The sequence below is a fragment of the Sphingomonas sp. Ant H11 genome (assembly GCF_000797515.1).
Lineage (GTDB): Bacteria > Pseudomonadota > Alphaproteobacteria > Sphingomonadales > Sphingomonadaceae > Sphingomonas.
Window position 1 is genome coordinate 1 of the sequence record NZ_JSBN01000016.1, and the last position, 25,949, is coordinate 25,949.

23 protein-coding genes and 2 pseudogenes are annotated in these 25,949 nt (G+C 58.8%); 14 read left to right on the plus strand and 11 right to left on the minus strand.

Annotated features, from left to right (window positions below; genetic code table 11):
- Both NW75_RS04255 and NW75_RS22695 read left to right on the plus strand, forming a co-directional pair.
- Positions 1 to 549 (plus strand): helix-turn-helix domain-containing protein (locus tag NW75_RS04255; RefSeq protein WP_033963981.1); only part of this gene is annotated, 549 nt, incomplete at its 5' end.
- A 1,186-nt stretch (positions 550 to 1,735) separates the two neighbouring features.
- Positions 1,736 to 2,262: pseudogene (locus NW75_RS22695) on the plus strand (sugar transferase).
- A gap of 76 nt (positions 2,263 to 2,338) precedes the next feature.
- On the opposite strand, the gene NW75_RS04265 reads toward NW75_RS22695, so the two are convergent.
- The 3 genes from NW75_RS04265 to NW75_RS04270 are packed head-to-tail and all read right to left on the minus strand — an operon-like array spanning position 2,339 to position 5,885.
- The gene (locus tag NW75_RS04265) at positions 2,339 to 2,575 is read right to left on the minus strand and encodes a hypothetical protein (protein WP_231564940.1); all 237 of its coding nucleotides are present in this window, start codon (positions 2,573 to 2,575) and stop codon (positions 2,339 to 2,341) included.
- A gap of 49 nt (positions 2,576 to 2,624) precedes the next feature.
- Entirely contained in the window at positions 2,625 to 2,900 is a 276-nt protein-coding gene (locus NW75_RS28105) for a transposase (protein WP_197057709.1), read from the minus strand.
- 15 nt (positions 2,901 to 2,915) lie between these two features.
- Positions 2,916 to 5,885 carry a Tn3 family transposase gene (locus NW75_RS04270; RefSeq protein ID WP_033963983.1) on the minus strand — a complete coding sequence of 990 codons (2,970 nt, stop codon included), beginning with the start codon at positions 5,883 to 5,885 and terminating at the stop codon, positions 2,916 to 2,918.
- A 129-nt stretch (positions 5,886 to 6,014) separates the two neighbouring features.
- Here NW75_RS04270 and NW75_RS04275 point away from each other — a divergent pair, with 129 nt between their 5' ends.
- The 3 genes from NW75_RS04275 to NW75_RS24270 all read left to right on the plus strand — a co-directional run bounded on the left by NW75_RS04275 (position 6,015) and on the right by NW75_RS24270 (position 8,032).
- Complete coding sequence (locus NW75_RS04275) at positions 6,015 to 6,647, plus strand: recombinase family protein (protein WP_029622716.1); 633 nt, start codon at positions 6,015 to 6,017, stop codon at positions 6,645 to 6,647.
- 379 nt (positions 6,648 to 7,026) lie between these two features.
- Positions 7,027 to 7,854 (plus strand): MFS transporter, encoded by an 828-nt coding sequence (locus tag NW75_RS24930; RefSeq protein WP_052192165.1) that lies wholly within the window; start codon positions 7,027 to 7,029, stop codon positions 7,852 to 7,854.
- Positions 7,855 to 7,882: 28 nt separating this feature from the next.
- Positions 7,883 to 8,032, plus strand: coding sequence for a hypothetical protein (locus NW75_RS24270; protein ID WP_156142961.1), 150 nt, complete (start codon positions 7,883 to 7,885; stop codon positions 8,030 to 8,032).
- 34 nt (positions 8,033 to 8,066) lie between these two features.
- Here NW75_RS24270 and NW75_RS23475 read toward each other — a convergent pair.
- The 8 genes and pseudogenes from NW75_RS23475 to NW75_RS04310 all read right to left on the minus strand — a co-directional run bounded on the left by NW75_RS23475 (position 8,067) and on the right by NW75_RS04310 (position 16,380).
- Positions 8,067 to 8,900: pseudogene (locus NW75_RS23475) on the minus strand (integrase core domain-containing protein).
- A gap of 158 nt (positions 8,901 to 9,058) precedes the next feature.
- Positions 9,059 to 10,045, minus strand: coding sequence for a glycosyltransferase (locus tag NW75_RS04290; RefSeq protein ID WP_171010608.1), 987 nt, complete (start codon positions 10,043 to 10,045; stop codon positions 9,059 to 9,061).
- Between the two features lie 70 nt (positions 10,046 to 10,115).
- Positions 10,116 to 10,874, minus strand: coding sequence for a WecB/TagA/CpsF family glycosyltransferase (locus tag NW75_RS04295; RefSeq protein WP_052192168.1), 759 nt, complete (start codon positions 10,872 to 10,874; stop codon positions 10,116 to 10,118).
- A gap of 26 nt (positions 10,875 to 10,900) precedes the next feature.
- Entirely contained in the window at positions 10,901 to 12,193 is a 1,293-nt protein-coding gene (locus NW75_RS24275; protein ID WP_137903273.1) for a hypothetical protein, read from the minus strand.
- Between the two features lie 5 nt (positions 12,194 to 12,198).
- Positions 12,199 to 13,365: a hypothetical protein gene (locus tag NW75_RS04300; RefSeq protein WP_033963986.1), complete on the minus strand. Its 1,167-nt coding sequence runs from the start codon at positions 13,363 to 13,365 to the stop codon at positions 12,199 to 12,201.
- Positions 13,366 to 13,446: 81 nt separating this feature from the next.
- Positions 13,447 to 14,913 (minus strand): polysaccharide biosynthesis tyrosine autokinase, encoded by a 1,467-nt coding sequence (locus NW75_RS04305; protein ID WP_052192171.1) that lies wholly within the window; start codon positions 14,911 to 14,913, stop codon positions 13,447 to 13,449.
- A gap of 46 nt (positions 14,914 to 14,959) precedes the next feature.
- A complete protein-coding gene (locus NW75_RS22700; RefSeq protein WP_156142964.1) occupies positions 14,960 to 15,673 on the minus strand; it encodes a Wzz/FepE/Etk N-terminal domain-containing protein in 714 nt (237 codons plus the stop codon).
- The gene (locus NW75_RS04310) at positions 15,670 to 16,380 is read right to left on the minus strand and encodes a polysaccharide biosynthesis/export family protein (RefSeq protein ID WP_081988625.1); all 711 of its coding nucleotides are present in this window, start codon (positions 16,378 to 16,380) and stop codon (positions 15,670 to 15,672) included. Before NW75_RS04310 ends, NW75_RS22700 begins: the two co-directional genes overlap by 4 nt.
- Before the next feature lie 181 nt (positions 16,381 to 16,561).
- Between NW75_RS04310 and NW75_RS04315 the strand changes: the two genes are divergently transcribed.
- The 9 genes from NW75_RS04315 (at position 16,562) to rfbH (ending at position 25,905) form a co-directional block, all read left to right on the plus strand.
- On the plus strand, positions 16,562 to 18,058 hold the full coding sequence (locus tag NW75_RS04315) for a hypothetical protein (protein ID WP_156142965.1): 1,497 nt from the start codon (positions 16,562 to 16,564) through the stop codon (positions 18,056 to 18,058).
- On the plus strand, positions 18,051 to 18,311 hold the full coding sequence (locus NW75_RS04320) for a hypothetical protein (protein WP_033963988.1): 261 nt from the start codon (positions 18,051 to 18,053) through the stop codon (positions 18,309 to 18,311). Before NW75_RS04315 ends, NW75_RS04320 begins: the two co-directional genes overlap by 8 nt.
- A 229-nt stretch (positions 18,312 to 18,540) precedes the next feature.
- Positions 18,541 to 19,743 carry an O-antigen ligase family protein gene (locus NW75_RS04325; RefSeq protein ID WP_033963989.1) on the plus strand — a complete coding sequence of 401 codons (1,203 nt, stop codon included), beginning with the start codon at positions 18,541 to 18,543 and terminating at the stop codon, positions 19,741 to 19,743.
- 40 nt (positions 19,744 to 19,783) lie between these two features.
- Positions 19,784 to 20,821, plus strand: coding sequence for a GDP-mannose 4,6-dehydratase (gmd, locus tag NW75_RS04330; RefSeq protein WP_033963990.1), 1,038 nt, complete (start codon positions 19,784 to 19,786; stop codon positions 20,819 to 20,821).
- Complete coding sequence (locus NW75_RS04335; protein ID WP_033963991.1) at positions 20,821 to 21,672, plus strand: GDP-mannose 4,6-dehydratase; 852 nt, start codon at positions 20,821 to 20,823, stop codon at positions 21,670 to 21,672. The genes gmd and NW75_RS04335 overlap by 1 nt, the downstream gene beginning before the upstream one ends.
- A 56-nt stretch (positions 21,673 to 21,728) precedes the next feature.
- Positions 21,729 to 22,715, plus strand: a complete 987-nt coding sequence (locus tag NW75_RS04340; RefSeq protein WP_033963992.1) for an FAD-binding oxidoreductase — start codon at positions 21,729 to 21,731, stop codon at positions 22,713 to 22,715.
- Between the two features lie 9 nt (positions 22,716 to 22,724).
- Positions 22,725 to 23,399, plus strand: coding sequence for a glucose-1-phosphate cytidylyltransferase (gene rfbF / locus NW75_RS04345; RefSeq protein WP_331385970.1), 675 nt, complete (start codon positions 22,725 to 22,727; stop codon positions 23,397 to 23,399).
- Positions 23,400 to 23,480: 81 nt separating this feature from the next.
- Complete coding sequence (gene rfbG, locus NW75_RS04350) at positions 23,481 to 24,578, plus strand: CDP-glucose 4,6-dehydratase (RefSeq protein WP_197057705.1); 1,098 nt, start codon at positions 23,481 to 23,483, stop codon at positions 24,576 to 24,578.
- A 13-nt stretch (positions 24,579 to 24,591) separates the two neighbouring features.
- Positions 24,592 to 25,905: a lipopolysaccharide biosynthesis protein RfbH gene (gene rfbH, locus NW75_RS04355; RefSeq protein ID WP_033963993.1), complete on the plus strand. Its 1,314-nt coding sequence runs from the start codon at positions 24,592 to 24,594 to the stop codon at positions 25,903 to 25,905.
- Positions 25,906 to 25,949 lie beyond the last annotated feature (44 nt).

Here is a 25,949-nt window from a genome sequence, read left to right on the forward strand (position 1 = left end):
GACGACGGGCGCCAGCTCACGCCGGTGGAACGCGGGCTCGCCTCGCTCACCAATGCGGCGGTGCGCGTGCTGGAGGAATTGCTGACGCTGGCGCGGCTCAACCGCGGCCAGGTGTTCCCGACCTATGATTATCTGGCCCAAGCGACCAGCCTCGGCCGCGTGACCGTCGCCCGCGCGCTGCATGTGCTTGACGATGTCGGCTTCATCGTGCGCCAGCGCCGCTTCAAGCGGGTGGCAGGGCAGGGGCCTGGCCCGCGCTATGAGCAGACATCGAATGTCTACCGCACCTTCCTGCCGCAGGCGGTGCTCGCCTATCTGCCGCGCTGGATGCGGCCGGCCCCCGTACCGGTCGATGAAATCCAGCGGCAGGCGGAGCGCATCGAGGAGCATCAGGCGATGCTGTCGCGGCTCGGCTGCCGCGATCTCGCGCTGGAGGTGGCAGGGGGCGCGCTGGGGCAGGCGCTGGCGAAACTGGGAGCAGCGATTGATCGCCGCGAGCGTGAGTTTCAAAATGGTTCGGAAACACTCTTGAAATTATCCATTTCATGATATTGGCTGCTTGCGGATGGGCAGATATATTGCAGTTCATCCTCGAACAGCACCAACCTATCTAGGAAGCCCTAACCACAATGGTGCCGGAAACGTACATCAAGGGCATCTCGACCCGGTCAATCGACGATCTGGTCAAAACGGCCGCTGATCCGGCACCGCACAACGCGGATCACACTTGGCAACCGGAATCCACGACCAAGCTGTTTAATTTGAATCGGTCAGCCATATAGCCGAGCAACAAAGCGGTTCCCCATCGTTAGCAAAAAGCCTAAGCGACACCTTTCGGTTTACAAGCGAGGAGGTCGGGTCAGTGAACTTGGAGCTTGGTAAACTTGGGGACTTCAACAGCGAACCTCCCACATTGTCAGGGACCTGGCGAAAACCCCAGAGCACCATCCGCGTGCAATTCATCACGGGCCTAATCGCAATCGACACGGTCTGCATTGCCGCCAGTTTTAAGCTCGCTTTTCAGTTGTTAGCCTTTCGCACTGAACAGAATCAGTGGCTGTACGATCTCGCAGCGATCGTGCCGATCTACTACGTCATCGCGGCCAATCAGGGCGCGTTCAGCCCCAGCCAGACCGGCACGACTCGCGCTGCCGTACGCCTTGGTGCCCAATCGTTCATGATGACGATCGGGGCGGTCGCACTGGTCGCCTTTTCGGTCAAGGTAAGCGACACCTTCTCACGCGTGATGCTTGCAACCGGCTCCGTTTTCAGCTTCGTATCGCTCTCGTTCGCGCGCTATGCCTTCGTCTCGTACACACGCAATGTGCTCGGCATCCGTCCGTACAACACAGTGCTATTGACCGATACCGAACAGAACATCCCTTACGGCGACTATTCCGTTCTAGTCATGACGCCAGACCATTTCGACCCCGACAAACACGATCCTGACATGTACGACCGGCTGGCCCAGTCGCTTGGCCATGCGGATCGGGTGATCGTTTCCTGCCTGCCTGAGCGGCGCGAACGCTGGGCGCATGCGCTGAAGGGAGCTAACATCCAGAGCGAGATATTCGCGCCGGAACTCCTTGGAATTGCACCGCTCGGCCTGTCCTGGCAAGATGATGTTCCGACCATCGTGGTTGCGAAGGGACCGCTGCCGCTGTCGGCCCGCGTGGTCAAGCGCACGTTCGATCTCTGCGCCACGCTGCTGGCACTGCCCCTGTTGATGCCGCTGATGCTGGTCGTCGCTGCATTGATCAAGCTCGACTCGCCCGGCCCGGTATTCTTCAAACAAACCCGCATCGGGCGCGGAAACAAAAATTTGCGGTGATGAAGTTCCGCAGTATGACGGTCGAACAAAGCGACGCGACCGGCCACACCTCCACCAAGCGCGACGACAACCGCATCACCCGTATCGGTCGTATCCTGCGCAAGACCAGCATCGACGAACTACCACAATTGTTCAACGTGTTGAAGGGCGACATGAGCATCGTCGGGCCGCGCCCACACGCACTCGGGTCACGCGCTGCCGATAAATTATTCTGGGAAGTCGACGAACGCTATTGGTACCGCCACGCTGCCAAGCCGGGCCTCACCGGCTTGGCGCAAGTACGCGGCTATCGCGGCGCAACCGTGTTCGAGGATGACCTGACCAACCGTTTGCAGGCCGATCTCGAATATCTTGACCATTGGTCCATCCTGAAAGACATGTGGATCATACTGCTGACGACGCGGGTCATCTTCCACCGGAATGCGTTTTAAAAAGTCCGGCCAGGCACCGTCGCGCAAGTTGGACATCCGCAAAAGTCGACTGATTTGCATGGTAACCGTCCGATTGTTACCGCGGTATTCGGTCCTTGAAGCGCAAGGCGAGTTCAGGGTCATCGACGAAAGCGTCAAGGAAGTCGCGCCAGGTTTTGGTCGTGAGATGAGCATCTCTGAGCATGTCCGTGAGCGCTTCGACGCCGTGATCGGTTAGCGCGGTGATGGCCTCGTCGGGACCGGTGTAGACGCTGATGATGGCACCGTAGGTCAGATTGTCGTGGTTCGAGACGATGGCTTCCAGCAGTGCCACGTCCTCATAATCGAGGGTGCGGACGTATGTGACCGCGGCCATCAGGCTGCTAGGCGGCGTGGACAAATTTGAGCCAGTATCTGGTGGCGGCGAGATGAACCATCCCGAGGAAGCTGTTGGCCAGTTGATCGTATCGGGTGGCGATGGCGCGGTTGATCTTGAGCGGTCCAAACATGCGCTCGATGCGATTGCGCTGCTTGTAGAGTGCCCGATTGTGCTCGATTTTCAGGCGGCGGTTTGACCGGCCAGGAATGACGGCCTCGATAGTCCGTTCGGCGAGGTCGGCGCGGATAACATCGGCGTCGTAGGGGACCGGTGAGAGGATGTTCGAAAACGCACGCTAAGCATCCCGACCGTTCTGATGAAGGCGGAGAGGCCTGAACCGTTCGCGGGGTTTGTCCATCTCGCTCCACAGATAGTCGCCGGTGAGGCCGATGTGCTCCCATCCCAGCGGCGCGACATGGGCGAGTAGTTCGTCGGGCACCTCGACACCGCTGGCGCGCAGATGCCGGACCGCGCGGTCGAGATAGACCGTGTTCCAGAGGGTGACGGCCGCGGTGAGAAGGGTCAGCCCGGAGGCACGATGGCGCTGGTTCTCGAATGTGCGGTCGCGCAATTCGCCGAGGCGGTTGAAAAAGATGGCGCGGGCGAGCGCATTGCGGGCTTCACCCTTGTTGAGGATGCTGCCGGTGCGACGCCGCTGTTCGGGATTGTTGAACCAGTCGAGCATGAACAGGGTGCGCTCGATCCGCCCGAGCTCGCGCAATGCGCGAGCGACCGGGTTTTGACGCGGAAAACCTGCCAGCTTGCGCAGCATGACCGACGCGCTGACGGTGCCCGCCCGGATCGAGGCGGCGAGCCGCAGCGTCTCGTCCCAATCCGCCTCGATCGCGCGGACGTTGACCGGGCGGGCTACGAGCGGGCGCAGTGTGGGCCAGGGGTCGAGCGACGACAGGCTGTAGAGCCGGCGCTCGTTGAGGTCACGGATACGCGGTGCGAAGCGGAAGCCGAGCAGGTGGCATAGGCCGAAAACGTGATCGACCGCCCCGGCGGTGTCGGTGGCATGTTCGCGGATTACCAGCTCGCTCTCATGGTCGAGCAGGCCATCGAGGACGTGCGCGGCCTCGCCGGCATTGGCTGCAATGACCTTGGTGTGGAACGGCGTGAAGCGGTCGGTGACGTGGGTGTAGAACAGCACGCCGGGATCGGTGCCGTAGCGGGCATTGCGATCGGCGCGACCCTCGCCCTGACCGCCGGCGCGGAAGAACTGTCCATCCGACGACGACGTGTCGCCCGGTCCCCAGACCTGGGCGAGAGGATGCGCGGTATGGCAGTCAACGATCGCCGCCAGCGCCGACAGATAGGTTTCGTCGCGCACATGCCATTCTGCGGTCCAGCGGAGGCGGGGCAGCGTCAGCCCGCGCGAGCTTTCGGCCATGCGCCCGAGGCCGAGATTGGTCGCATCGGCGAGTATCGCGCCCATCAGCGCGGATTGATCGGAGGCCGGCTCACCGCTGCGAGCATGGACGAAGCGGTCGGCGAACCCTGACCAGGCGGCGACCTCGACCAGAAGGTCAGTGATCCGCACACGCGGCAGCATCGCGTAGAGACGGGCCTTCAGTGCCTCGGCATCGTCCGACGGGGATCGCCGGATCGGCGAGATCAGCAACTGCCCGCGCTCGATCGTCACATCGACCAATTCGCCCGTCGCCGCTGCCCGTTCCACCTCGGTCATGCGCCGGGTCAGCAGGGTACGACGTTCCTCATACCATTCGGCAAAACCGGACGGCACGGCCAGGCGCAGGTTGCCATCGGCGCGCATCGTGTCGAACGCAGGGGTCGGCAGCAGGTAATCGTCGAGCGTGCGATAGGCGCGACTGCCGTCCACCCAGATGCTGCCGGAGCCGAGCCGTTCGCGCAGATGGACGATCACTGCGATCTCGTAGGCGCGGCGGTCGATCGTACCTTCGGTCGGTTGGACCACCTTGCGCCAGCGCGGCTTGATGAAGCTGGTCGGCAGTCGCTTCGGCAGGACCGAGCGGCCGTCGCGGTACATCGTTCGCAGCGCCTCGATCGCGCCGAGCAGCGGGTCGCCCGACCTTGCGGTGCGGAAGGTGAAGGCGGCGAGGAAGGCCGGTGCGAACCGGCGGACCGCAGGGTAACGCTCGACCACCTCCTCCAACCCATCGTCGGCCGAGCGGGTGAGACCCTCGGCGAAGCGGATGCTGCGTTCGAACTGGTCCCAGCCCATGCGTTCGTCGATGGCGCGGAACGCATCGCGACCGGTCGCGCGGGCATCGACCAGCAGGCGACCGAGCCGCGCATGGAAGCGGGCGGTGTCCTTCAGCATCCGTGCCTGCCCGAGCAGCCGGTCGGATCGGGTGCGGTCGGCGCGGCGGAACAGCGCTCCCACCATCTTCTCGACCATGACCAGGGCGGCGTCGGTCAGCGCCGCCTCCATCTCGATCATGGAGGCGACCAGCATGGCAAGCCGGCGCGGACGTTCGAGGCGGCGAAAGTGCTGCGCGGTGATGATGCCGGCGGTCCGTGCGATGACGGCGTAGCGAGCGGCATGGATACGCCGCGCCCGATCGGCTGTGATCCCGATGCCGCGCACCGCGTCGAGCCGTTCGATGATCCCCTTCAGGTTTGCGGCCGATGGGGCTTCCGGCCATTCGCGTATCCAACCAAGGCGGGTCCGGCCATTGTCGTCGGATGCGATCAGGCGTTCTAGCGCCGCTTCCTGATCGGCCGAGCAGTCGCGGATCAGTCCGGTATGCGCGGCCTTGCGTGCCTGCGCCCGCACGATGAGGGCGAGACGTTCCAGCGTCGATGCCGCAGGCAGCACGATCCGGTCGAGCCGCAAGCGATCGACCATGCCGGCGACGATTGCCTCGCCCCGATCGGTCGAAGTGGCGATCTCCGATCCCAGCGCCAGCATCGATCGCACGTCAGTTCGGTCGAAGGCGCGCACACCGAGATACGCTTCGATCTCCGCGCGATGCTCGCGCAGCGTAGTCGCACGAGCAGAATAATCGGCGAAGTCGTCGGTTCGGCAACCGATCTGGTCGGCGAGCAGCGACAGCATGGCGGCAGGCACCGCCTCACCCGGCAGCAGCGCACGCCCCGGATGGCGCAGGTAGCAGAGCTGCACCGCGTAGCCGAGCCGGTTCGGTCCGCGCCGGCGCCGCGACACCTGTCCGAGGTCTTCGGGGCCGAGCGTATAGAGCCGTTCGATCGTAGCTCGGTCGGCAGGCGGATCGAAGATCGCGCTGCGCTGCGCGGGCGACAATATGGTCCTGGACGGCATCGGCTTCCTGTTCGTCACGCAACAGGGAAGCGGCCCTGTTCACGGAGCGTAGACCACAATACGGGTTATGTGACATTATGGCGATCGATCGACGGGCAATGCCGCTCCGTCACGCAGACGGACGTATATGTGACAACACTCATCGGCTACGCGCGGGTCTCGAAAGCCGACGGCAGCCAGCTCCACGACTTGCAGCGCGATGCCCTGCTGGTGGCTGGCGTCGATCCCGACCACATCTATCAGGATACGGCTTCAGGCCGCCGCGATGATCGTCCCGGGCTTGCGGCCGGTCTCAAGGCGCTGCGCTCTGGCGATACACTCGTCATTTGGAAGCTCGACCGGCTCGGGCGCGATTTGCGGCATTTGGTGAACACAGTCGGCGACCTCACCAAACGCGGAGTCGGACTAAAGGTGCTGACTGGTGAAGGTGCTTCGATCGATACCACCACCGCAAACGGCCGACTGATCTTCGCCATCTTCGCAGGGCTGGCGGAGTTCGAGCGCGAGTTGATCGTCGAACGCACCAAGGCGGGGCTCGCGTCCGCGCGTGCCCGCGGCCGGCAGGGCGGACGACCGTTTAAGATGACACCGGCCAAGCTACGGCTTGCACAGGCGGCTATGGGAAAGCCTGAAACCAAAGTTGCCGAGCTATGTGCCGAGTTGGGCGTCACTCGGCAGACGCTCTACCGGCATGTCACGCCCGATGGGCGGATTAGACCGGACGGTGAGAAGCTGCTTGCTCGACGAAACCGCACGTCGTGAGCCAACCGATCTCTGAGACAATTGCGCTTCGCCCAGGGTTTGAACGTCTCCTCTTCGGTGTGCTTCTCGCATCCACCATCGGCGATGAGATTACGCAGGTGGCGCTCGTGTTCCGGGTAGCTCCGGCCGGCTCTGGTCCGCAAATAGCAGCCCTGCTGATTGCGCTTCTGCTGCCCGGTGCTTTGGTCGCGCCGTACGCGGGCAAGCTGGTCGATCACCACGATGCTGCAAAAATCCTCGCCGCGACCTCGTTGGCGCAGGCGTTCGTCTCGGGCGTGATCGCGTTCACAGGAGGCGTGACCGCAGCGCTCACCGGCGCGGCCATGCTCAGCTTCCTGTTCGCGTTTAGCGTGCCGCGACGTTCACGCTGGTACCGATCGTGGGCCGGGCGGCCGGGCTTTCGGTTGCCCGCGTTAATGCCGCGACCGAGTTCGCGAGTGGCGGCGGCTCCGTGTTCGGGCCGCTCGCGGGTGGGCTGCTGGTCGCGTCCGGCGGTACCGCAGTTGCGCTTCTCTTCGACGCAGCCAGCTTCCTGCTGCTTGGGCTCGTCATCGTACTCTCCCACCTCAGCCGGCCGGGCGCACCCGATGCCGACAATCCTGGCTGGACGCCGGTGGCCGTGTTCCGGGGCTATGCGCCGATTGCCCGCCAGCGACGCATCATGCTTCTGCTCGCCAGTTTCTGGGTCGTTATTATGGCGCTCGCGATTGCGGACGGTGTCTATGTGTTTCTCGTAACCAACGTTCTCAGCCGAGGTCCGTTCGCATACGGGGCGTTCATTGCCGTCTGGGCAGGAGCCTATCTCATCTCTGCATGGGCCGCGGGTGGCTATGTCGAACGTAACGCCCGCTGGACGGCCCTTGTCGGACTGGGAAGCATCGCGGCTTCATTTCTGGCAATAGGTCTGACCGGTGCGCTCGCCCCATCGCTTCCCCTGGCGGTCGTCGCCATGGCGTTCCTCATCGGCGGTGCGGGCAATGCCATCTACAACGTATCGGTTCGCACGATCCTACATACCACTGTGAGGCCCGAGCTCCACGGCCGCGCCGCCGCGCTTTATGGTGCTGGAACCCGCATCAGCGAGGGTAGCGGGTTTGCAATTGGCGGCCTGCTTGGACCAGCGCGTGTCCTCATCGCATACATCCTGTCGGGTGTCGTCGCACTGGTGGCGGCCGGAGGGGGAAGCATTGGCCACCGCAGCCGCTGAGGCTGGACGTGATGCTTAGCGTACGTTTTTGGGCCTTTTCTCACCGGTCCCCAAGGTGGCGCTGGAGGCGATTTGGGGCGACCTGACACTGGCGAAGTTAGCGACGACGTACGGCATCCACCCGACGATGATCGCGACGTGGAAGCGGCAGGCGATCGACGGCATGGCGGCGACCTGAGCTGCTACCCATTCTTGGACCACCCGGCTGGGCGTCATCCAGTTCCTGCCGGCCAGGGCGGGCCATGTGCCGCTGACCGGTTCATCAGCGATATCGGCGGCTTATTGCCGATCGCGCTATGTGGTCGCACCTCGTTATAGTCTCTACGCCAAATCTCGCATTTTCCGACCGCGTCGTCGAGGCTCATGAACCAGTGCTGGTTCAGGCACTCCGCCCGAAACTTGCCGTTGAAGGACTCGATGAACGCATTCTTCATTCGAACACGACGCCGCGCAGCGTCCTTCTCTCAGTTTCGCTTTCACCCGGCGCTTCGGTGGCTTTTGTCGCAGCTGCAGTCCCAACTCCTTGTAAAGCCGATAAACACGCTTCGCGTTCACGTCCCAACCCTCCCGCCGGAGCAGCACATGGATCCGGCGATAACCGTAACGCACGCGCGTTTCAGCGATCTCCTGCATCCGCTTCTTCAGGTCGGCCTGATCCGCGCGGCGTCCACGATAGTGGTAGCTCGATCGCTCCGCCCGAAGCACGCTGCACGCCCGTCGGATACTGACGGACCAGATGCCCCGGATGTCGTCGACGAGCTGACGCCGCCGATCAGGCCTCAGAGCTTTCGCGAGACGACATCCTGCAACATCGCCTTGTCGAGACTCAGGTCGGCCACCAACCGCTTGAGCTTCGCATTCTCATCCTCGAGCTGGCGTAATCGCCGCATCTCCGATGGCATCAAACCGGCGTATTTCTTGCGCCAGGCATAGAATGTCATATCGCTGATCCCGGCTTTGCGGCACACCTCGCCGATCGTCGTGCCGTCCTCGGCCTGCTTCAACACAAACGCGATCGGCACCTCGCTGAACTTCGATCTTTTCATCGCTCACTCCATCGCCTGACCCTCAATCCTAAACTGGAATTTTCCAGCTCAAAACGGTCCAGGAAACGGGCGGCAGGTCAAAAGGGGCCATGGGCTTTTGCGGGTCTCCTGCTTCTGATGCTGAATGTCGATTGGGCTCCAAATCACCAAGATTTAACCTACGCGGAACGGATTGCGAGGAGCGGGCGCTCAATATTGTCGCAAACCGTCGCCCACGAGAAACGCTCGCCGTAACGCGTAATAGCTTCTGGCTCTGGCCGGGCCGCGGCACCATTCAGCAATAGCCTTAGCACCTCTGCATCCACATCGGTGGAGGTGAAGCGTGCCCAAGGCGGCGCGACGCTACGATGGATGGGCAAGTCCGAGCAGATGACTGGCAGCCCGTAGGAGCCTGCCTCCACCAGCGGCATGTTGAAGCCTTCCGCGTGAGACAAGGTCAAAAAAATCCCGGCATTGCGGTACAACCAACGCAAATTAGCATCGCTGGCTTTCTGCAGCCATGTGACGCCCCGCGCGGTCAAGCCGTCAAGCACTGCCAGCGCGCCCTGCCATCCCGGCCGACCGGCAACGATAACCTGCCAATCGGCCAGCAACGCTGGGGTCACGATCCTTTCCAGTGCCTCGTAATTTTTGCGTGGCTCAACCGTGCCGACCAGAAGCAGGATCGGGCGATCGTCGGCAATTCCTTCTGGACGCACATCGTGCGCTGACATTTCCAGACCCGTGGCACATCCGGCAAGCAAAACCTCGCGTCCGAGCGTCTGCTGCAAGTCTACCCGCGCGACGTCACTGATCGTAAAAATCAGATCGTAACGATCGAGCATCCAGCTTTCATAGTCGCGAAACAGCAACCGTCCTTGGAGGGACATCTGCTTACTGCGCTTCCAGGGGAAGTCATCTGCGATGATGCGTGCCAGCGGCATGTTGTTCATTCGCATCGACGGTGACGCAGGCGCACTGCCACAGATCATCACGCCGGTTCTCCGGACTTCCCGGGGCAAGCGCCAATAGGCTGTGCTCCACCCCGGCAAGTAATGGCCGACCGCTATGACCGGCAATCCCGCTGGAACGCGGCTGCGATCAGCAACAAGGGCAATGGCATTCGCATTGTTGTGCGCGGAAGCGATGAAAGTATTGATGGCCACGCGTTCGACGCCGGTAGGTCTCGCCAACCTTGTCGCGAATATGAGATCGTGTACTACATAGCGAGGTCGTTCAGCCATCAGTGCGGGATCCGCGAACGCCCTTTGCGAGTTCACGGACCGCAAGACCGAGAAATTTGTAATCCTTGAAAATATAGCGCGGAATGAGGCGAACGGGGTCGTTCATCATCCGCCACAGCCATTCCAAGCCGCTTTGCTGAACAAAGCGCGGGGCTCGCCGCGCCGTACCCGCCGCAAAGTCGAACGCGGCACCAACCCCGAGGATGACATCGCACTGCAATTCCGAACGCCAGCGATAAGCCCATTTTTCCTGCTTCGGCGTACCCACTCCAATGAACAAAATATTTGGCTGCGTCGCATTGATCATTTCGACAATATCTCGAGACACCCGCTCGTCATGTTCAAATCCGAAGGGTGGTGAATAGACTCCGCTTACCTCAAGACCGGGAGCACCGGCTTGCAGCTTATCGGCCGCCAAAGCCGCGACCCCCTCGCGCCCGCCCAGCAGGAAAATCGACGCGCCGCGCTGCGCCGCCCCCGCCGAAACCGAAAAGAGCAGGTCCGCTCCGGTCACGCGCTTGGGCAATCCTTCGCGATATCGCAGCCGACTCAACCATACTAAAGGCATACCGTCCGCAAAACGATAGCGCGCCTCGCGGAAGACAATACCCATTTCCGTATCGTGCACCATGGAAACCACGTGATCCACATTCGGTGTTACCACCAACTCGCGCCTGCCCAGCCCTATGAGCCCAATCACCTCTTCGGTTGCCTGTGATAGCGTAACCGCTGAAAAACGGAGATCGAACATCGTTAACGATCTAGAAATATTTCTGTTCATTGCAAATTTACCACAGGCTTACCCTCTGGATAGGGCGGTGTATTTGAAATGTATGAAATTGATCTTTTACTTGCGAATCCTGCCAGAAACCAAGCAAACCAAGATGAAGTCGTTGCAAAAAACACACCAGAGATGATGGAAAGGCTGATAATGGCCGCAATCATCAAAATTGCTATTGATACTGTAGGCGAATTTTCGCGACTGTTATCAATATATATACCTCTCATGAACATAATGAAAAGTATCGTAGGACCTAGTCCAAAAAGGAATAGAACATTTAACATTGCTGGTTCGAACTCCGGAATTTTCCCGCTCACAAGCGCTCCAGAAATGATCGTAGCTGGATCGAGGAATTCGAATATCTTTGATACAGAAAGAACGTGCGCTGCTGTAGAACTATTTTCCGATACATCAGAAATAAAATCACCAAATATGAGCGTAAAAGATAGTCCGAGTACTGAAATTATCAACGCGACACCGAATCCAGTTTTTTTCATCCGATAATAAATCGCGACGGCTATCGGTAATATTAAAAACACCGCACGCGTGAAGGATGCTCCGATGATGCACGCAAAAAGTATGACGATCAATGCACGGTATTTAGGCAGTAAATAATAAGCAGGAACGACAGCGGTCATGCCGGCATAGGCCAAAGCGAGAGGATCTCCGAACGAACCGACGAACCGAACGAAGGATATTCCTTGATAGGTATAGTAAAAATTACCATGCAGACCGTCTACGACATCGTCGCTGAATCCTTTTACGTCCAGAATAAAGCTTGCGTAATTGAGATAGTGACCCCAAAGTTCTACGGAACCAAGTAATACATTCAACGCAGCGAATATAATCGATATTAATATATAAGATATTGCGAAACTAGAAATTAAATATCTTATACCAAAGTCAGATTTGTTTCCGACATAGAGACCAGAAAAATATATAATTACAGGAAATACATAGATATAGACTCGTGCGAGCGCTTTCTCACCAGGATGGGCGGCCAAAATAGCAATAGCCATTAAAACAGTGGCAACAAGGTAATAAATACCAAACCATTCGTATCTCTTTATCTTCATTCCTGTTGAAAATTCTAAGCAAAATCCAATAAATAAAATAATAAATACTGCATATTTTGCGTAAATAATCTGAATGGCTGCTGCGCTGCTTGAAAATTGAGTATGCAGCCAAGCACCGGCAGCATTGTCCATAAGGTTCAATGCTATGAGTACGAAGAGAAATATCTTCAGAGCCATTTTGGCTGGCTCTTTTGATGCGATGCGTACTGACATAAAAATTAGCGCCGCGCAGAGGGGGAAGATGCGTCAACCGCGATGTCTGTCACCCACGGGTTATTGCTTTGCCGGTCGATCTGATTACCGGCCACGATCGACAGCCATTGGGCGGGGCACGAGGATGGCACGGTAAAGGGAATGATGCTCCGGATGCCGCCGAGTGCGGGTGAAGCGGGGAGCGCAGTAGACGTGAGCGTCCTCGTATCAGAGTTGCAGCGAAGCTCTATTTTCGGGCGCTCCGTCACGGAGCCCGTTATATTTCCGGTCGTGAACGCGAGGCGGTAGGTGCCTGCACGCAGCACTAGGAGCTGGCGGGCAAAATCCCCTGATTGGCCGCCTCGGTTGATGAGGAGAAGAACCGGCGCATTGGCGTCGTTAACCCCCGGTTGAGCCGAGAGTGAATCATTTTCGGAAAGGGACCACTCAAACGGTGTCAGGCCACCAGCCTGATCAAATCGCGGATTGCGGATCGCCGACGAGGATACGTTGCCGGTGAAGCGCCGATATAGCGCAAAGGCGAAATCCGGCCGCCCATGCTCGACCAATTGCGCCATGGCCAGCGATACGCGGTTCCGGTCGTCCGGGTCGGTGCGACTGAAACGCATCGCATTGACAAGCAGGTTGAAGTTTTCAGCGCCGGGAAAGGCACCAAGCAGGCCGCCGAAAAATTCAGCCTTCCACGGCGGATTCGAGGCAAGAACTGCGGCGATGGCATGCGCGACCTGCGGTTGAGCACTTGCTTGCAACAGGATCGGGAGAAGCTTCGCACGGTACTCGTCGCTGATGCGGAAGATATGATCGTACGTTTCCAAAGCCTTAGCGATATCGCCAAGTGCGACATAGTGCTCGACCAGCCACATCTGAGTTTCAACGTCGCGGCGCGTTATCTGTGCACTATATTTAAATGTGCTGCTCTCGTCTCTGGCCGGGGTCAGGATAGATCGGGCAAACCCCAGTGCGGATGCGCCCTCGCCGCTCATCGGGCTTTCCAGTAGCGAGCGGACTGCCAGACGTTCGGCCATCCGCGCCGAGCCTGGTGTCCCCTTTACGGCTAGGGCCATGGCGACCCGCTCCAACGCCTGACTGTTGTGCGCGTCGAACCGTAGTGCCAGTTCCGGGTCGGAGCGCACGAAGACCAGCCCGCTCGTAACAACGAAAGTCAGAATCATTCCAATCAATATCGGCGGTGCGAGCAGCAGGGCTCTCACAACCGGGGAGTGCAAGGGTATTCGCCACCGCTCCATCGGTGATTACGCAGCGTTCTTACCGGATGCGTCTTCATTGCCGTAGCTGTATCCGTAACTATACAAATAGCCGTAATCTGCTTTGCGCAAGTCAAACTTCGTGAGAACAACACCGAGAATAGAGACATTAGCGGCTCTCAACCTGCTAATCGCAATCTGGGCCATGTTCTTCTGGCTGCTATGGGCCTGAACTACGAAAACCACACCTTCAACCTGACTGCCGATCAGCGGGGCGTCAGCCAGACCCAGCAATGGTGGAGCATCGATGATGATATAGTCGAAATGTTTCTTCATCTCCGCAATCAGAGTAGCAAGCCTATCCGTCTCAAGCAGGTCTGGCGCACTCGGCGGATTGGGGCCGGCAGTGATGATCTGCAGCCCGGGAATATCGGTGGTCCGAATGAGGTCCTTGAGATCTTCTCCTGCCAGGAAGTTACTCAGACCGGCTTGATTGGCAATGCCAAACAAACTGTGCACTGATGGACGCCGCATGTCGCCGTCGACTAGGAGCACCCGGTTCAAAGACCGCGCGAGCAGGCTTGCGAGCGCGTAAGACGTTGTGGTCTTCCCCTCGGAAGCACGCGTGCTGGTGACCGAAATGACTTTGGGAAAGCCATGCTCCCGCGCCAGCGACAAGGCCATTCGCGTCGAGTTGTAAGCCTCGGTAATCGCCGATTTTCGATCCCGTAGCTCATCTGCCGGGCGTATATCCCGCCGCACTGTCGGAATCGTGCCGAGCAGCGGCACGCCAAGCTCATCGGGGACTTGCTGCGGGTCGGAGATGGCGTTGTCGAGCTGCTCCTGCAGAAGTGCTATACCAAAACCGAGTACAGCACCGCCGAAAATGGCACCAAACAAAATAATAAGCGTGTTTGGCCACGTTGGCTTCAGCGGCAATTCCGCGTTGTCGACAATCGAGATGTTGTTTGAACCGACGCCACCGGCAACACCAATTTCTTTATATCGCTGCAATAGTGCATCGTATAGTTGCCGGTTGGTATCGACATCGCGCAGATATATATTATACTGAATGCTACGCCGCCGGTTGTCGAGCACACCCGATTTCAGCGACTGAACCCGAGTCTGCAGGAGGTTTTCGCGCGCCAGGGCGGCTTGGTACGTCTTGTCGATTGTGCCGCTGATCCGGTGTTCTTCGACAGCGATAGAACGATCGAGCTGATCGATTTGTGCTTTGACCTGCTTAGCGGGCGGATAGTCAGGCTCGAATTGCGTCATCAACTTAGCATAGTCAGCCGCGCGCGTCGCTCGCTCCTGTCGGAGCAGAGAAATAGCTTGGTTGGTAAGACTTTCGCTCGCCTGTTCAGCCGGCGTATTTCTACGGCTCTGGGCCGAAATGCGGTCGGCGGTGGCTTTCGCCAGTTCCTCGTTCAGTGTTTCGAGATCGGTATCGGCAAGGGATCGTTCGTGGGTGCCCGCTGCATTGCTCCCTCCCGCCACTCCGGGAAGGTTCACGATTCCCTGCTCACCCGCGTAGCGGACAAGCTCGCGCTCTGATTCATTAATACGCTGCCGAAGTTGGGACAGGCGCCCTTCCAAAAAAGTTGCGCGCGTATGACGTCGCTTCGTAGCGCCGCTCCAAGGTTGTCTTAATAAAACCCTGCGCCCAGGCATCAACGACGCGCTTCGAAAGCATCGGATCCGGGCTTACAAAGCGCAGGCGCACAAGGCGCGACAGACGCTCGCTGCTCACGGAGATATGCTTCAGCAGGACCGATCCGGCACTACGAATCCGGCTGGCGCGCGAAGTCGGAAGGAAGCGCTCACCTTGCGACCAATCCGAATCTAAAGCCCCGAATTCCTTAAAGAACTCCCGGTTATCGTATAGGCGCAGGTCGCTAGCCACCCGCTCTGCCAATGACTGGGAGCGCAGAAGGCCATATTGGGTCTCGTAAAACTCCTGATCGACGATCATCTGCTGGGACTGGGAAGCCCCAACCGAGACCAGGCTTTCGTTCTCGCGCTTAATCTCGACCAAAGCCTCGGCCGCATATTGCTTGGTAGTGAGCAGCGCGTAGGTCACGCCGACAAGGAGCGCAGCACCCGTGACCGCCAAAATCGTCACATATCGGCGGCGCACCAATGTAAGAAGCTGGGTTATAAGCTTGGCCGACGGGGCAGAGGGTAGCCCCGCGTCGGAGGCCAGCATGGACGAAGCAGGCGTTGTCACGCTTTGCGGCCGATCAATTATTTGCATTTTATTGTGCTCGCTCAATAACGCTGAATAAGCGCTACCAGGGGCGCTACCAGAAGCCCCGAGGCCTGAATGAATGTCCGGAACGAGCGAGCACCCCGGTCTTCCCCAACCGAGATGAGATCGTTGGCGTACACTTCGGGATCGGGGTAAATGCCTTGGCGAATAGCCCGGACGTCATAAAGCGCGACCATCTGCTTATCGTCAACCTGACGAAACACGGCAACGTAGGTCAGATTGGCAAATTCTCCCGCCCCTTCCGCCTGCGCGATCGCACGAACGAGAGTCAGTCGTCCGGTTACGGGGTACAGGCCTGGCTTCGACACCTCACCATCGACGGTGATGGTCTGGCTGACCGTATCCACCCCCACGGTGACCTGGGGATCGCGGACATAGCGTCCGCGCAGACCATTGCCGATCTTCTGCGCCAACTCGGTTGAGGACAGGCCCATGGCCGAAATCGTTCCCAGCAGTGGCAGCGAAAGCGTGCCGTCCGCCGCGACCTGAACCGTACGGCTCAACTCCGCTACACCATAGACATCGATCGTAACTTTATCGAGCGGGCCGATCAGATAGGAACGTTGCTGGAGCAGAAGGTCCTTACGCGTAGGCGGCGGGAGTTCGCTCGACGAAACGAGTTTAAGGTCAGGGCGGCCGACAAACTTGGGAGTGGCGCAGCCCCCCAAAAGCATTAGCGCGAGCGAAAGGATCAACGCAGAAGATCGCATGAATTTTCCTGAAAATGGCCCTGGTTGCGCTATCGTTTTGATGAAATTATTATCTGCGCCTCGTTGCCTTATGCCCCGACATCCTATTCCAAAGCAAGACGTGAAACGATGGCGCTTGTCGGTTATGGCGGGTAGGCGGGCATAAGCAGCAGAACCGAAAATGTGGACACGACGCAACGTCTTGGCGGGAATCGCAGGCCTTGGGGCCGCAGCGTCCGGGCTTGATATCGATGCTGACGCCTCCATCGACACCCGCGGCTGGCCATCGCTTCTCGATGCCTTACCGCCACGTATCCGGGCCGCAGCGCAAGCCGGACATTGCGAAGTGGACCTGTCACCGGCCCTGCGCGACGCGGTCGAAACCGGATTGAACTTCGTCATACCCGCCGGAATCTATCCTATAGCTGGCGACGCGATTGAACTACGCAACTCGGGGCAGTGCATCGTCGGCACGGGCGGTGTGTTGCGGCGACTACCCGAACGCGACGGCATTGGCCTGCTAGTATCCGGAAAGGGAATCGTACTGCGGGGGCTACGCCTGAACGGGACGGCCCCGATGCGCGCGCGCGGTCACCAAAACGACATGGTGAAGGTAACGGGAAGCCGGATTGTCATCGTCGACCTTGCCGTGCTGGGCGCGGCCGGGAGCAATTTACGGATCGATCGCGCAAACACTGTTGATATCGTCCGCCCAGTGCTGACCGATGCCTATCAGAATAACTTGATAATCTGCAACGGATCGACCCGGGACATCCGTGTGACGAGCCCAGTCTGCCGACGCACCACTTTACAGAACAACATCTTTGTCACGGCAAGCGAAGGCAGTACGGAGAACGGAGAAACAGTTTTCGCCATCACCATCTCCGATCCGACCTGCTCCGATGCCGGCGATACCGGGATTGAGCTTGGTTATCATTGTTTCGAGTGCCAGGTAAGCGGCGGTTACGTGAGCAACAGCACAAATCCCGCGCTGTTACAGCGTGACGGCAAGCGGAACCTCTGGAAAGGGGTGCTTGTGGACAATCAGCCCTATGCTAATCAGCATAAAGATTATGACGGCGTCGCCGTTACACCGCAATGGGAAGGAGCGTCCTGGCAAAGCGAGACCGAATTCCGGGACATCGTCGTTCGCGGACCAGTGCGCAGAAGCGCCTTTTACTGGGGACAAAGCGGTATCAGACGCATAGACTGCACAGCCCGTGCCAATTCGGTCAACGGCACCGACGCGAATCCAATAACACCGACGGGTAGCGGCGACCTAAAGTCCGGTGCGGTGGGCAACATCATCGTCAAAGGCGGCGTGATCGACGGTTTTGCAACCGGAGACAATTGGAACTTCGACGGACGACCCTACAGGCGCATCGAATGCAGCACTACCGGAGTCGAAATCACGCGGTGTGTGCGGGTGTTCAACTGTTATAACACCACACCGATACGCTGTGTCATCGCCAACAACGCCGGTATCGGTAATCTTCGGGACGAAATCTGGCTTGTATCGGCACAACTCATGCCCTCCGATGGCGAGCCGGGCATATCTCTCGTCTATGACAATAATCACTTTTCTGCGGTAGTTGGGCATGCTCCGCTGCAAATCAGCCTGCCTGTTGCGGCAAATGCGGCAGCGCTGCTCCTGTCTCCAGACAGCAGTTTCGTAAAAAGTCGGGGCACCAATGAATGAGCGAGACGTCCCGATTGCGCAATCCGGCGCGTATAGCTTGTTTTCCGCCACAGCCAGGCTCGATTTCAGAATTGTCAGAGGTAAGAACACGTGGAAGGTCGTCGGCCCGGGCATCCTACAAGCGGCTCCCGACGACATCGTGCAGGTAACGGTTGAAAATGACCGGATCGTGCTGCATCAGCGCGGCAAGCTGAAGCAATCGCAATGGATGAAGCTTTCCGGTCCGGGACTGAGAGCTAGTCAACCCGTGTAACCCACGTGGGCAGCGGCACGTCAGATTAAGAGGTCGTGATTTGTTCCGAAGAGAAAGTCGCGCCGACAGGACCAGGCATCAAGCTATGGGATCAGCCCGGCCCCGCAGGATTGCGGCAATCAAAGAACCAAGACTCATTATTTTCCTATGCTTCCTTCTCCTCTGTGCGTGCGGGGGCGGGATTGCCCGGGTCGACGCTTTCCCGCTCATTTATATACGCCCTGCGGCCGTGCTGACGATCGGGGCCCTTTTCGTCGCGCCCGGAACCTGGGACTGGCGCGGACTGCGGATCCCCGCAGCGTTTCTGGCAGCCTTCACGCTGACGATTTTGATCCAGCTCGTGCCACTGCCCCCGACGATCTGGGCGGCGCTTCCGGCGCGCGCGCCGTATCTCGCAGCGGCCGATATCGCAGGCATTCCGCAACCGTGGCGCCCAATAAGCTTGATACCCGTAAGGACACTCAACAGCATATTCGCAATGCTGCCAGCGTTTACAACAGTGGTTGCCATGGCGGGCATCTCGCGGCGTAACTGGTGGGTCATAGGCGACCTCTGCCTCGTGCTTTGTTGTGTAAGTTCGCTGCTGGGCATCGTCCAGTTCGCGACCGGCACGCTATATTTCAGCACGCCCTCTGACCAGGGCATGCCAATAGGCCTCTTTGCCAACCGGAACCATCAAGCACTCTTTCTCGTGATTGGGATCCTGCTGCTTGCCCATTGGGGAATGCGGGAGCGTCGAATCGGCGACCATTTGGCTCGGCAAGGCATCGCGCTGGGCGGAACTCTGATCTTCGTGATCGTTATCCTTCTGACGGGCTCTCGTACCGGGCTGATGCTCCTGCTTGGCGCACTTGCGATGACAGCAGCCACGATGGCCCTCCGCAAGCAGCAGACCCGCCTCCCGACCTTTCTCGTCATTCTGGCACCGTTCGCAATGGTCGCGATCGGCGCATATTTTGCACAGGAATCCAGTATCGTTCGCCTTGACCAGTCGGTCGGCAAGCTCGACCAAGACATGCGTATCTTGGCCCTGCCTACCGTCTGGGAGATCATGGTGCGCTATCTGCCCTGGGGGACGGGCTTCGGCACCTTCGACCGCCTTTTCATGCAGTTCGAGCCTGACGCAATGCTCACACAGCGATTTTTTAATCGGGCGCACAACGATCCGTTGGAGGTGCTGATTACAGGCGGCATTCCGTCTGCCATGATAATCTTGTTGTTCTTGCTCTGGCTGCTCGTGATGGGTGGCTCAGTGTTGAAAAAATGCGGACTTTCAATGGATAAAATACAAACACTTGCGATTGTATCGACACTTTTTATCATGTTGGGAAGTATTGTAGATTATCCTCTGCGAACACCTTTGATAGCAACTATTTTTTGCATAATGGTATGCTTTGCGACGGCGTACAGAGGAAATGCAAAAAACGCCTAGATGTATTTGGTTAACATTAAAATTAAATTGGGGCATTAAAATGAGCAAAACGGCGATTATTACCGGAGTAAGTGGTCAGGACGGCGCTTATCTTACCGAAAACCTTCTTGATCGTGGGTATACGGTTTACGGCACGTATCGTCGTACCAGTTCTGTCAATTTCTGGCGCATCGAAGAGCTTGGTATCGATAAGCACCCGAACCTGAAGCTGGTGGAATACGATCTGACAGACATGGGGTCGGCAATTCGATTGCTTGACACCTCCGGTGCGACCGAAGTGTATAATCTTGCCGCGCAAAGTTTTGTCGGCGTGTCATTCGACCAGCCGCTTGCGACATCCCTCATAACCGGCCTCGGTGCCACTTATTTTCTGGAAGCGATCCGCACGGTCAACCCTGCGGTTCGCTTTTATCAGGCGTCAACATCCGAGATGTTCGGCTTGGTGCAAGCGGTGCCTCAAAGCGAATCCACGCCCTTTTACCCTCGCAGTCCTTATGGCGTTGCCAAGTTGTATGCTCACTGGATGACCGTTAATTATCGGGAAAGCTTTAATATTTTTGGATCCAGTGGGATTTTGTTCAACCATGAATCCCCGCTGCGCGGCCGGGAGTTCGTGACCCGCAAAATCACCGATTCCGTAGCCAAAATTCAGCTCGGACTGCTTGATACGATCGAGCTTGGCAATCTCGATGCCAAGCGGGATTGGGGCTATGCCAAGGATTATGTGGAGGGCATGCGCCTGATCCTGCAGCACGATACGCCGGACACCTTCGTACTCGCCACCAACCGGACGGAAACCGTGCGCGATTTCGTTTCGCTGGCCTTCCGTCACATCGGTATCGATATCGTATGGCGGGGATCGGAGGTTAACGAGGTCGGCATTGATCCGAAGTCGGGGCGTTGCCTGGTGCGGATCAACCCGAAATTCTATCGCCCAGCCGAAGTGGAATTGCTGATCGGAGACGCCACCAAGGCAAAGACCGAATTGGGGTGGAGCAGCACCACCACGCTTGAGGAACTTTGCGGCCTTATGGTCGAGGCGGATTTGCGACGGAACCGCCAAGGTTATTCTTTCTGATGCGCGTACTCGTCACTGGTGCCACCGGATTTACCGGGAGGCACCTGATAAACGTGCTGCACGCGCGGGGCGACGAGCCGTTTGCGTTGCTCGCCGATCTACGGGATGCCGGGGGGGTCGCAGCCGAAATCGCTTCCTTGCGCCCTAATGCGGTAATCCACCTTGCTGCCATGGCTTTCGTGGCCACTAGCGATTTCGATCCATTTTACGCCATTAACCAGGTTGGATCGTTCCATCTGCTTGATGCACTTGCCCGACATGTCCCGGGTATTCCTGTATTGCTCGCCAGCAGTGCGCAGGTTTACTTTTCTGGTTCGTCCGGCCTTCTGGACGAACAGGCGGAGACGAAGCCCTCTAATCACTACGGTCTCAGCAAGTTTGCCATGGAATTAGGCGCTGATTTTTGGCGTGATAAACTCCGACTGATCATTGCCAGGCCTTTCAACTACACGGGTGTCGGGCAAGATAAAAAGTATCTCATTCCTAAGATAGTCGACCACTTCGTGCGTGGAGAGGCGTCAATCGAACTAGGGAATATCGATGTCAGGCGCGATTTTGGTGATGTACGCAGCGTGAGCCACGCCTATGTCGAGCTGATTAACACGCCGGACGCGCGTGGCACGTTCAACGTCAGCACAGGTATGCTGACGTCTGTACGCGAAATTGTAGCTATGTTGGCCGATATTACGGACAACGCGATTTCGATCTCTATCAACCCGGACTTTGTCCGTCCCAACGATATTGCTGTGCTGGGTGGCGATAACACAAAACTCCGCACCGCGTTGCCCGATTGGACGCCTATTCCTCTGGCGGCGACGCTGCGCTGGATGCTGGAACAACAGACGGACTGACCCGGATCGGACGACGCTTCGCCCCTCCCCCTTCCTATCTACATCAGGCCCTGTGGATGAATATTATCACGCTCAACACCGGCCGCACCTTTCCGGCAGACCCAGCCGTGTCGATCCTCGATTCCGCCCGCAGTCAGGGTTTCCACCTCGAATACAGCTGTCGCACCGGGCGCTGCGGGATCTGCAAGGCGCCCGTCCTCGCTGGTGAGACGCGGCCGCTGCGGCATGAGGAGAGCCTTTCCGCCGCAGAAGCCGAACGCGGGTTGATTCTCACCTGCTGCCGCGCAGCGGTTAGTGATGTGACGCTGGATATCGAGCCGCTCGACCGTCTTGTGGGTTTCGAGGCCAAGACTATGCCGAGCCGGATCGTATCGGTCGATCGGCTCGCCCCGGATATCGTCAAGGTGGTATTGAAGACGCCTCCCGCATCGCCAATGCGGTTCCTGCCGGGGCAATATGTCGACGTGATCGTCGAGGATGTCCGCCGCAGCTATTCGCTCGCCAACGCACTCCGCGCGGACGGGTTGCTGGAACTGGTCATCAAGCGCTATCCAGGCGGGCGGCTGAGCGCCTATTGGTTCGAGCGCGCCAAGCCTAACGATCTGATCCGTATAGAAGGACCGTTCGGAACCTTCTTCTTGCGGGAGGAAGCCCCCATCAACATTGTTTTCCTGGCGACCGGCACCGGCATCGCGCCGGTCAAGGCCCTGCTGGAGGAGCTTGCGACGGACCCGGAACGCGCCGCTAGGCACCGGCTCAATGTGTTCTGGGGAAACCGCGCTGCCGAGAGCTTTTGTTGGGACCCGGTCTATTTGGGGCTCGACGTGTGCCTGCACCGCTTGCTATCGGGCGAAGACGCAAATTGGGGTGGCAAGCGGGGATATGTACAGGACGCAGCGATCCGCCAGGGGTTCGACCCCGGCGACACGGTCGTTTACGCTTGTGGTTCCGAGGCGATGATCGCCTCGGCGTACGACGCTTTCACTGGACGTGGCCTTCCGGCCAAACGCTTCTTCTCCGATGCATTCGTCAGTTCGAACTGAGGTATACCAATGAAGGCAGTCATTCTCGCCGGCGGTCTGGGCACGCGCTTCGCGGAAGAAACGAACCTTCGTCCCAAACCGATGATCGAAATCGGCGGACGACCGATTCTGTGGCATATCCTTAAAATCTACGGCGCGCACGGCATCACCGATTTCGTAATCTGCTGCGGCTATAAGGGTTATGTGATCAAAGAATATTTTGCCAATTATTTTCTGCACATGTCCGACATTACCTTCGACATGAAAGCGAACGAGATGATCGTCCACCACAAGCGGGCGGAACCGTGGAAGGTCACGCTGGTCGATACTGGCGACGAAAGCATGACGGGCGGTCGATTGAAGCGCGTGGCAGACTATGTGAAGGACGAGGAGCTGTTCTTCTTCACCTATGGCGATGGCGTCGGCGACATCGACATCACCAAATCGATGGAGTTCCACCGCTCACATGGCAAGGCAGCAACGTTGACCGCCACCTATCCGCCAGGCCGTTTCGGTGCGTTGCACATGGAAGGCGGGCGCATCACCGACTTCATGGAGAAGCCGCAGGGTGACGGAGGTATGATCAACGGCGGGTTTTTCGTGCTGTCACCGAGCGTGATCGATCTAATCGATGACGACAGTACGACCTGGGAGCAAGAGCCGCTAAAAAACGTTGGCCGCACGCGGCGAGCTGATGGCGTATGAACATCACGGCTTCTGGCAGCCGATGGACACGCTGCGCGATAAACAGCATCTCGAATCACTGTGGAACAGCGGCAAGGCTCCATGGCGCATATGGTAAGGGGCGAGGTCGAACCTGCTTTCTGGGTCGGCAAGCGTGTCTTTCTGACCGGCCACACCGGCTTTAAGGGCAGCTGGATGTCCTTGTGGCTGCAGAAGATGGGTGCGAAGCTGACAGGCTTCGCGCTGACGCCACCCACAGAGCCGGCACTGTTCGATGTCGCCGGTGTAGCTGCCGGCATGACCTCGATTATCGGTGACATCCGCGATCGCGAAGTGCTGGAGCAGGCGTTGGTTGCGGCCGACCCAGAGATCGTAATCCACATGGCCGCGCAACCGCTGGTGCGTGCCTCCTATGATGACCCGGTCGGCACTTATGCCACTAACGTCATGGGTACGGTTCACCTGCTGGAGGCCGTGCGCAAGGCGGTCAGCGTGCGCGCTGTTTGCATTGTCACGACCGATAAATGCTACGAAAACCGCGAGTGGGTGTGGGGCTACCGCGAAGATGAGGCGATGGGGGGCTATGACCCCTATTCGAACTCGAAAGGTTGTTCCGAGCTAGTGACATCCGCCTATCGTCGCTCCTTCTTCAGCGAGGGCAGCAAGGTCGCGCTCGCATCGGGTCGTGCGGGCAATGTCATCGGCGGGGGCGACTGGGCGGTCGATCGCTTGATACCCGACATTCTGCGCGCGATCGCAAGCGGCGAAAAGGTGCTAATCCGCAATCCGCTCGCGATCCGCCCCTGGCAGCATGTGCTGGAGCCGGTGAGCGGCTATCTGGTACTGTGCCAGCAATTATGGGCGAATCCGCAGGCAACAGCGCAAGCGTGGAATTTCGGCCCACGGGACGACGACGCGCAGCCAGTGGAGTGGATCGTCGAGAAGATGTGCGCCATCTGGGGCGAGGGTGCTGACTGGATTCGCGACGAGAGCGTGCAACCGCATGAGGCGCGTTACCTCAAGCTCGACATTTCCAAAGCGCGTTCCGGCCTGGGCTGGCAACCCCGCTGGTCGCTGGGCGAGGCGCTGGATCGCATTACCGACTGGCACCGTGCTTGGTTATCCGGCACGGACATGCACGCTTATTGCCTTTCCGAGCTGGAGCGCTTCGCGCGCGTTGGCCTTTTCGCTGCCGTATAGGATATGACTCCACATGACCGCTGACGACCTTCGTAGGGAAATTCGCAAGCTTGTCGGCCAATATGCCGAGGCCCAGTTCGCCCCTAAGCCCTTCGTGCCGGGCGAAACCATGATTCCACCCGCCGGCAAGGTGATCGGCGCTCCTGAAATCGAGTTGATGGTCGAGGCTTCGCTCGATGGCTGGTTGACTACGGGCCGCTTCAACACCGAGTTCGAAGCCGGGCTCGCCAAGTTGCTCGGCGCGCAGTTCGTGTTGACCACCACGTCGGGTTCCTCGGCGAATTTGCTCGCGCTGTCCTGCCTCACTAGCCACAAGCTCGGCGATCGTCGGCTAAAACCGGGAGACGAGGTCATCACCGTAGCGGCCGGTTTCCCGACGACGGTCAACCCATCAATCCAGCATGGGCTGGTGCCGGTGTTCGTAGATGTCGAGGTACCCACCTACAATATCGACGTAAGCCTGATCGAGGCGGCGATCACCGAGAAAACTGGCGCAATCATGATTGCCCACACGCTCGGCAACCCATTCAACCTCGCTGAGGTACGGCGCATCTGCGACGAACACGACCTTTGGCTGGTCGAAGATTGCTGCGACGCGCTCGGCGCAACCTATGACGGCAAGCTAGTCGGCAATTTTGGGGACGTCGCGACCGTCAGCTTCTACCCCGCCCACCACATCACCATGGGCGAAGGGGGCGCGGTGTTCACGAACAGCGTAGAGCTTCGGCCGATCATCGAATCGATCCGCGATTGGGGCCGCGATTGCTATTGCGCGCCAGGCTGCGACAACACCTGCGGCATCCGCTTCGGACAGCAGCATGGCACGTTACCGTTCGGCTACGACCACAAATATGTCTATTCGCATCTCGGCTACAATCTCAAAATCACCGACATGCAGGCGGCGTGCGGCCTCGCGCAGCTCGACCGCGCGCAGGGTTTCATCGAGGCACGGCGCCGCAACTTCGGCCTGCTGACCGAGCGGTTGAAGAGCCTGGAGGAAATTTTCATCCTGCCCGAGGCGACGCCCAATTCGGACCCGTCCTGGTTCGGCTTCCCGCTGATGCTGCGCGACGGCGTCGATGCCAAGCGCGTCGACGTGACTCGCTTCCTCGACCAGAACAAGATCGGCACCCGCCTGCTGTTCGCCGGCAACCTGACCCGCCAGCCCTATTTCCAGCACGTCAATTACCGCGTGGTCGGCGATCTCACCCAGACCGACCGGGTAATGAACAATACTTTCTGGATCGGCCTCTATCCGGCGCTCGGTGCCGAACAGTTCGATTACGTCGCCGAAAAGCTCGAAGAGTTCTTCGGGCTGAACTTCTGAGTGCCGCGCAGAAAGCCTGACCAGATGAGCGACCAGCGTATGCC